Consider the following 819-nt stretch of genomic DNA (forward strand, 5'->3'; position numbering starts at 1 on the left):
CCGCATACTTGGTGGAGGAGACTGGATTCGAACCAGTGAAAGCTTAGCTAACGGATTTACAGTCCGTCCCCTTTGGCCAACTCGGGAACTCCTCCATTCTTCTTTTTAAGTGGAGCTGGCGAGAGGAATTGAACCCCCAACCTACTGATTACAAGTCAGTTGCTCTGCCGATTGAGCTACGCCAGCATAGATATTAACTTTTTACTGCACAATTTATTAACTGCTAGAAGTAACCGAATCCCACTAAGCGATGTACACAAAATCGAAATATATGATTTTGGTCCCCTGCTTATGCCGATTGAGCTACGCCAGCGTAAATATTTTAACTTTTTATCACTAAAAATCTTAAAATGGCGACCTGGAAGGGACTCGAACCCTCGACCTCCAGCGTGACAGGCTGGCATTCTAACCATCTGAACTACCAGGCCATTAAAATTTCGCAGTCTCGCAGCACAAATTTGTTCACTCCCCTTCAGTCGTACAAATTTGGTGCTCGTTGCGTTTGACCTACCATCGATTTATTTCATATAAATCGGGTTAAGTCATAATGGTGGGCACAACAGGGCTCGAACCTGTGACCCCCTGCTTGTAAGGCAGGTGCTCTCCCAACTGAGCTATGCGCCCATAATACTTCGCAGTCTCGCAACACAAATTTGCTCACTCCCTATCGGTCGTACAAATTTGATGCTCGTTGCGTTTGACCTACCTACAATTCGCTACGCTCATTGGGTTAGGTCATAATGGTGACCCCACCGGGAATCGAACCCGGGTTACCGCCGTGAAAGGGCGATGTCTTAACCGCTTGACCATGGGGCCTTA

The 819-nt window shown here is 47.0% G+C and carries 5 tRNA genes; all 5 read right to left on the reverse strand.

The features are described from left to right. Positions 1–9 precede the first annotated feature (9 nt). The 5 genes from KQI42_RS20715 to KQI42_RS20735 all read right to left on the reverse strand — a co-directional run bounded on the left by KQI42_RS20715 (position 10) and on the right by KQI42_RS20735 (position 816). Positions 10–95: transfer RNA gene (locus KQI42_RS20715), tRNA-Tyr, on the reverse strand. A gap of 15 nt (positions 96–110) precedes the next feature. Beyond that, a tRNA-Thr gene (locus KQI42_RS20720) sits at positions 111–186 on the reverse strand. A gap of 165 nt (positions 187–351) precedes the next feature. Further along, a tRNA-Asp gene (locus KQI42_RS20725) sits at positions 352–428 on the reverse strand. Positions 429–548: 120 nt separating this feature from the next. After that, positions 549–624 (reverse strand) — tRNA-Val (locus KQI42_RS20730). A 117-nt stretch (positions 625–741) separates the two neighbouring features. After that, positions 742–816 (reverse strand) — tRNA-Glu (locus KQI42_RS20735). Positions 817–819 lie beyond the last annotated feature (3 nt).

Source organism: Tissierella simiarum (assembly GCF_018917865.1).
Lineage (GTDB): Bacteria > Bacillota > Clostridia > Tissierellales > Tissierellaceae > Tissierella_C > Tissierella_C simiarum.